This is a genomic window from Methanococcoides sp. LMO-2 (genome assembly GCF_038432375.1).
Classification (GTDB): domain Archaea; phylum Halobacteriota; class Methanosarcinia; order Methanosarcinales; family Methanosarcinaceae; genus Methanococcoides; species Methanococcoides cohabitans.
The window spans coordinates 1-7,485 of the sequence record NZ_JBCAUS010000009.1 but is presented as its reverse complement, the minus strand read 5'-3'; the positions used below and the strand labels follow the sequence as shown (position 1 = coordinate 7,485).

Sequence of the window (7,485 nt, the reverse complement as noted above, 5' to 3'; positions counted from 1 at the left end):
AATTGATTTCATTGCTGCTACCTTCTTAATACCAACATATTATATAATAGTTATATAACTTTTTGGTTGCCATAGTAATGGTAATGGATTTAGTTCACCTTCATCTTCCATCTGAGCTTCACATCTCTCCATCCGATACGTCGTCAAGACGTATCGTCTTATCAATGTACACATAGTAGTAAAACAACTGTTTATTATTCAGTTTATAGCAACATCTGACATTCAGTATTTTAATATACATTTAATTTATTTATTGTAAAGGAAATATTCAGATAAGGTGATATATTTCATACCAGATATGACTTGAAACTGACATTATAAGAATTCCATCTTGACTAAATTCATAAATTACTTGGGTGATAAAATTGACTGAAACGAATCAACAAGAGCAGAAAAAAGTTGAAGAAAAAGATATCGCTGATATTCTAAATCAAATAACACCTTTTGTTGAAACATTAGCTCCGAAGATAATTGAATATCAAAAAATGAAATCGCCTGAGATTAAGAGAGCACAGTATATGGATTTCATAATAATGATATTAATACTAATTGCAATTACAATTCTTACATATTGCAAATTAATAGATGGTTCTGCAGCAACTGGTCTTTTAGGTGCAGTTATTGGTTATGTCTTTGGTACATTATACAAAAAAGAAGAATAAGTTAACCCAACCTAAAGTCAAAAACAATAGATGGTGAATAATCATGCCAAGTAGAAATCTAGACCCAAATAACCTTAACCCCGAAGAAGACTGGATAGGAAATAATGCCGCTTTCAAATGTCCATTATGTGGAAATACATTCATTGTCAGTGGAATGCTTCATAGAAATGGAAGAAAATGCACAAATTGTGGTAAATCTACTGGATATTGCAAAGGTGGCAAGAACTCTGGCGGTTCAGCTACTATTGAATGGTAAGACACAATCCATATATTATTTTTCAAATTACTACAATTATTCAGTTATATCAAGTAAAATCTACAATGCTTTAATATGATTTTTAAGGGCTTTCTCAAGTTTAACCATAGCATCAATCATTTTATCTTGAAGATATGATTTAATTCCTTTTTTGATTTCCATCAAATGATTGCATCAGTTTTTGAACTTGTTAATTGCTCCAAACTCAATACAATAGTTTTATGATATACAAAAAGAACATCAATTTGCCATTTCCAATAGAAAGTGTGTTCTAATTGCGATAATATTTTAAACATTGCCTGTATTTTTGATAACACATAATAAAATTATAAACATTGGCTACATTTGACTTTCAAAGTTGGTAAAAATCAAAGGGAAAGGAGACATCCAAAGTTATGGCTTTTAATGAGAATACAAGAGTAAAAATCCCTGCCATACTGCATTTATGCAGATTGGGTTACGACTACCTTTCGTTGACCAATGCAAAGCGTAATAAAGATACAAATATTTTCACAGATTTATTTGCAGAAAGTATTAAACGCATCAATAACGATTTGGATGATTCCGACATAAAGAGATTATTGGAAGATATCTCACTAACTTTAGACAATGAAGACCTAGGAGAAGCATTCTTTAATATGCTCAATGCCAGTTCTGGAAGAAAACTAATCGATTTTGACAACTTTAATAATAACTCTTTTAATGTCGTAACTGAACTTACATATAAAAACGGAGAAGATGAGTTCAGACCGGATATTACACTTTTAATAAATGGAATGCCCCTTGCTTTTATTGAAGTAAAAAAGCCAAATAATCATGAAGGAATATTAGCGGAAAGAGAGCGTATCAATGCCCGTTTCAAGAACAAGAAGTTCAGGAAATTCATAAACATTTCACAAGTTCTGGTATTCTCCAATAATATGGAATATGACCAAGAATCCATAGAACCAATTCAGGGTGCTTTTTATTCTTCCACCTCATATGATGAAGCCAATTTTAATTGTTTCAGAGAAGAAGAAAATTTAGACTTATTAACACTCCTAAAATCAGAAGATGATGCTGTTGAAAACTTTGTTTTAAGGGACAACAATCTTTCTGCAATAAAACATTCATCAGAATTCCTTACTAACAAAGAACCAAACACTCCAACAAACAGGATTCTAACATCTCTATTTTGCAAAGACCGTTTGGCAATGCTGTTAAGGTACTGTATTGCCTATGTGAAAGAGCCAAATGGTCGTGAAAAGCACATAATGCGTTATCAGCAGCTGTTTGCAACCAAGGCAATCAAGCAAACAATTGATAAAGGTATCAAGAAAGGGATAATTTGGCACACGCAAGGTAGCGGGAAAACTGCACTTTCCTATTATAATGTCAGATACTTGACAGATTATTTCCAACAAAATGGCACGATTCCGAAATTTTATTTCATTGTTGACCGTATTGACCTGATGATACAGGCAAAAAAAGAGTTTAAGAAAAGAGGTTTAGTGGTCCATATAGTAAACTCTAAAGATGAATTGCTAAGAGATTTCAGACTTAAACAAGCGATTCACAATTTATCAGGGAAACCGGAGATTACAGTTGTTAATATTCAAAAGTTTAAGGATGATACCGATTTCCTTCAGACAAATGATTATGACATAAATATACAGAGAGTCTATTTCCTCGATGAAGTACACCGAAGCTACAACCCCAAAGGTAGTTTTTTAGCTAATTTATCTAATTCAGATAAAAATGCTATTCTTATAGGCTTGACAGGCACGCCTTTAATTATGCCAGATAGACGTTCAAGAGATATATTTGGCAATTATATTCACAAGTACTATTACAATTCTTCTATTGCAGATGGCTATACCTTGAGGTTGATACGGGAAGGTATAGAAACGAATTATAAAATACAGCTTGAACAGGCTTTGAAAGATGTAGAAGTATTAAAAGGCGATGTTGATAGACGCATAATCTATTCTCACGATAAATTTGTGGAACCAATGCTAGATTATATTGTACAGGACTTTTTAAGAAGTAGAATCCGATTTGGAGACCATTCCATTGGAGGCATGGTGGTTTGTGATAGTTCCGTTCAAGCCAGAAAATTGTTTGAAATATTCATTTGTAAATACAATCCGGAACAAAAAACCATAGAAAAAGTATCAACAGAACACTTAAACCTATCAGAAACACCTGCTGAATATCGTTTATATCAGAAAAAACAGCAAAGATGCTTAAATGCATCTTTAATACTACACAATGTTGGCTCAAAGGATGAACGTGACCAAGCAATTCAAGATTTTAAAGATGGTAAAACTGATTTCCTGTTTGTTTATAACATGCTTCTTACAGGTTTCGATGCAAAAAGACTTAAAAAATTATATCTTGGCCGCTTAATCAAGAACCATAATTTACTTCAGACCTTGACCAGAGTTAATCGTCCGTACAATAAATTCAGATATGGTTTTGTTGTTGATTTTGCCGATATTCGCAAAGAGTTTGACACAACCAACAAAGCGTATTTCGAAGAGTTACAAGAAGAACTCGGTGATGAAATAGAAACCTATTCCAATCTCTTCAAATCAAAAGAAGAGATAGAAGAAGAAATTAAAGATATTAAAGAAAAGCTGTTTCATTATGATTTGAATAATGCAGAGCTTTTTTCTCAACAGATAAGCCAAATAGAAGACCGCAAAAAGGTTTTAGAAATTAAAAAGGCATTGGAAAATGCCAAAAACCTTTACAACATTATTCGTCTTTATGGCCATTTTGAGTTATTAGAAAATCTTGATTTCAATAAACTTAACCAGCTATATAATGAGACAGCCCGTCATTTGGAACTACTAAACCTGAAAGAAACTGTCCAGAACAATGTTCATACAACTAATCTTCTCAATGTAGCATTAGAAAATGTAATGTTTATGTTCCAGAAAGTTTCGGAAGAAGAGCTGATTATTGCTGACCAATTGAAAGAAATACTCCGCAAGACACGAGAGGCTTTAGGCGGAAATTTTGACCAGAAGGACCCTGAATTTGTTTCTTTATACGATGAACTTAAACGGCTTTTTGACAAGAAGAAATTCGATGAAATATCGCAGGAAGAAATGAAACAGAATATTAATTCATTGCAACAGATTTTCGACAAGGTGGCAGAGCTTAACCGCAAGAACAATCTACTGAAAGCTAAGTATGACAATGATACAAAGTATGCTAGGGTACATAAACGAATTCTGGAAAAAGGCACAATCTCTAAGAGAGAAAGCGAGATTTGTGAAACATTAATGGACATCAAAAAACAGACTGATGATAAAGTATTGATAAATACAAGACTACTTAATAACGAAAGCTATTTTACCAGTATGCTCACGCCGATGGTCATAGACAGTTTTAGTAAGGCAAAGATTGAACTTGACCCTGATTCTGCACGCTTTATCAACACCTGCGTGGCAAAAGAATATATAAGCGAATACCATGGAGTATCTGCATGACTACGTCAGATTTCACAGTAAAAACGAAAGAACTAATTGATAAACTTAAAGGCGTTTGTACCAATTATGGCCTAGGAAATGATGGAAACGAATTTAAAATCATTACCCAAGTCTTTCTCTATAAATTCATGAACGATAAGTTCGCTTATGATGTAAAAGAGCTTGAACCAAAACTAAAAAATGCTGTGAATTGGGAAGAGGAGATAGCAAATTATTCAGAGGAACAATATGAAATGCTCCTCTTGAGAATGAACCCTGACACTGCCAAGTTGAAAAGAGAGCATTTTCTATCCCATCTACATAATAATCAGAACAAAGAAGATTTTGCCAAATTCTTTGATGATACACTGCGAGACATAGCCATCTTTAATAATGACATATTTTCAGTAAGGACAGGTGAAGAATCAAAAATCACCTTATTTGATGAGCTCTCCAATTACATCACAGACAGTTCACAGCGAGATAATTTCTGCCGAGCCATCGTTAATCAGCTAGTAAATTTCAGCTTTGAAAATATTTGTCATCAAAAATTCGATTTCTTTTCAACGATTTTTGAATACCTTATAAAAGACTACAACAAAGATGGGGGTGGAAAATACGCCGAATATTATACACCTCATGCGGTTGCTAAAATCATGGCTTCTATTTTGGTAGACAAGCCAGTACGCAATGTTACCTGCTATGACCCAGCAGCAGGTTCGGGTACTTTACTTATGAATCTTGCACATGCCATCGGTGAAGAACGTTGTACTATATATTCGCAAGACATATCTCAAAAGTCATCGAGTATGCTTCGCTTAAATTTGATATTAAATGACCTTGTGCATTCCATTCAAAATATTATTCAGGGCAACACTTTGCTTACACCATATCACAAGGTAGGCAATGAGCTGATGAACTTTGATTATATCGTTTCCAATCCTCCATTCAAAATCGATTTCAGCGATTACCGTAATGACTTGGATACCGAACAGAATCACGAACGCTTTTTCGCTGGCATTCCCAATATTCTCAAAAAGAATAAAGATAAAATGGCCATCTATTTGCTTTTTATCCAGCATATCATGTTTTCACTCTCCACAGAAGGGAAGGCTGCTATCGTTGTACCAACCGGATTTATAACAGCACAGACTGGTATTGAGAAAAAAATACGGAAAAAGCTAGTAGAAGAGAAAATGCTTCGTGGCGTAGTATCCATGCCAAGTAATATTTTTGCTACCACAGGTACCAATGTGTCGATATTATTTTTAGACAAAGCCAATACCAAAGGCGATATTGTTTTAATGGATGCGTCGAAGCTGGGAACAACGGTAAAAGAAGGCAAAAATCAGAAAACGTTGCTCTCATATGAAGAAGAAGATTTAATCATTAAAACATTTAATGAACACAAAGAGGTAGAAGATTTTACCTCAGTGGTTTCTTATGAACAAATAAAAGAGAAGAATTACTCCTTAAGTGCTAGTCAGTATTTTGATATGAAGATTGAATATATTGACATAACACCGGAAGAGTTTGATGAGAAGATGAACGCATTTGAGGACAATCTGGATTCACTCTTTGCGGAGTCAAGAAAATTAGAGATGGAGATTAAAAAGCAGTTTGGTGGCCTGAAATATGAGTAAATTCTATTGGGAAACTAAACCGCTAAAGGAATTGTGTTCATCCATTGGTGATGGAATTCACGCTACGCCAATTTATGTTGACAAATCAGAGTATTTTTTTATCAATGGAAACAACTTAAAAGATGGTTTTATTACAATTACTGAAAATACTAAGCAAGTTAGCCGTGAGGAGTTTAAAAAATATTATGTGGAACTTGATGAGAGCACACTATTGATGTCAATAAATGGGACATTGGGGAGTTTGGCATTATTCAGGGGAGAACAAGTCATTCTTGGAAAGAGTGCGGCATATATTAATTGTAAATCAATTGATAGAAAATTCTGTTACTACTATTTGCAATTAGATTATGTTCAGAAGAAAATGTGGAATGAAGCAACTGGTTCAACAATAAAAAATCTATCTTTAGATTCTTTGAAAAATTTGCCAATTCCTATTCCAAAGCTTGAAACCCAACAAAGAATAGCTGCTGTTCTTTCCGCTCTCGACACAAAAATCGAACTCAACAATCGCATCAATGCTGAATTAGAAGCAATGGCAAAAACACTTTATGATTATTGGTTTGTACAGTTCGACTTTCCGAATGAAAAGAGCAAGCCATACAAATCCAGCGGTGGAAAAATGATGTGGGATTCCGACTTGAAACGGGTAATTCCAGAGGGTTGGAAGGCAAAACCTCTCAAAAAAATGGCAACAATCGTCATGGGACAATCTCCTAAAAGTGAATCATATAATCAAAATAATCATGGTATTCCTCTTATAAATGGAGCTGCTGATTATGTTGATGGTTCGTTACTTGCAAATACGTTTACAACATCACCAACAAGACTCTGCAAGAAAGATGATTTGGTTTTCTGCATAAGAGCTACAATAGGTAATTTAACTTTTGCGGAGGATGAATTTTGTTTAGGTCGAGGTGTAGCTGCAGTAAGACCAAATTTAGATATTTATTCAGAACTAGTATATTACACGCTTCTAAATGAAATTGAAAGGTTTAAAAAACAAGCATCTGGTAGTATTATTGTTGGTATTAAAAAAGAAGATTTAACTGATTCTAATATCGTAGAACCAAGTAATGAAATCGTAGAAAAGTTTCATTCAATTGTTTCCCCGATATTCAAAAAACAAAGACTGAATAAAATTGAAAACAAAAATCTTTCTGAACTACGAGACTGTTTGCTCCCCATGTTGATGAATGGTCAAGTTAAGGTGAAGTAAACAATGTTACCCCACTTTCCAATGCAATCATCAATTTTTACAAATTTTATTTTTTAATTTTGTGGAAAATATGAAATACATTGATTTATTCATTCAATCCAAATCATAACCCCCTCTCCCAACAAGTTTGTCACATACGTTTTGATTAAATCCCTTTCAATATCCGGCGTAATCCTTGCATAATAGTCAACGGTAACTTTCGTACTGCTGTGAGCAAAAAGATATGAAATTACTGCCATTGGGATTGCTA

At 33.8% G+C, this 7,485-nt stretch carries 5 protein-coding genes; all 5 read left to right on the top strand.

Annotated elements, in window-relative coordinates:
• Positions 1 to 365: 365 nt before the first annotated feature.
• Positions 366 to 662, top strand: a complete 297-nt coding sequence (locus WOA13_RS11580; protein ID WP_342128060.1) for a hypothetical protein — start codon at positions 366 to 368, stop codon at positions 660 to 662.
• Between the two features lie 43 nt (positions 663 to 705).
• Positions 706 to 918 carry a hypothetical protein gene (locus WOA13_RS11575; protein ID WP_342128059.1) on the top strand — a complete coding sequence of 71 codons (213 nt, stop codon included), beginning with the start codon at positions 706 to 708 and terminating at the stop codon, positions 916 to 918.
• Between the two features lie 395 nt (positions 919 to 1,313).
• A complete protein-coding gene (locus WOA13_RS11570) occupies positions 1,314 to 4,397 on the top strand; it encodes a type I restriction endonuclease subunit R (protein WP_342128058.1) in 3,084 nt (1,027 codons plus the stop codon).
• A complete protein-coding gene (locus tag WOA13_RS11565; protein ID WP_342128057.1) occupies positions 4,394 to 6,019 on the top strand; it encodes an HsdM family class I SAM-dependent methyltransferase in 1,626 nt (541 codons plus the stop codon). The genes WOA13_RS11570 and WOA13_RS11565 overlap by 4 nt, the downstream gene beginning before the upstream one ends.
• Complete coding sequence (locus tag WOA13_RS11560; protein ID WP_342128056.1) at positions 6,012 to 7,235, top strand: restriction endonuclease subunit S; 1,224 nt, start codon at positions 6,012 to 6,014, stop codon at positions 7,233 to 7,235. The genes WOA13_RS11565 and WOA13_RS11560 overlap by 8 nt, the downstream gene beginning before the upstream one ends.
• Positions 7,236 to 7,485 lie beyond the last annotated feature (250 nt).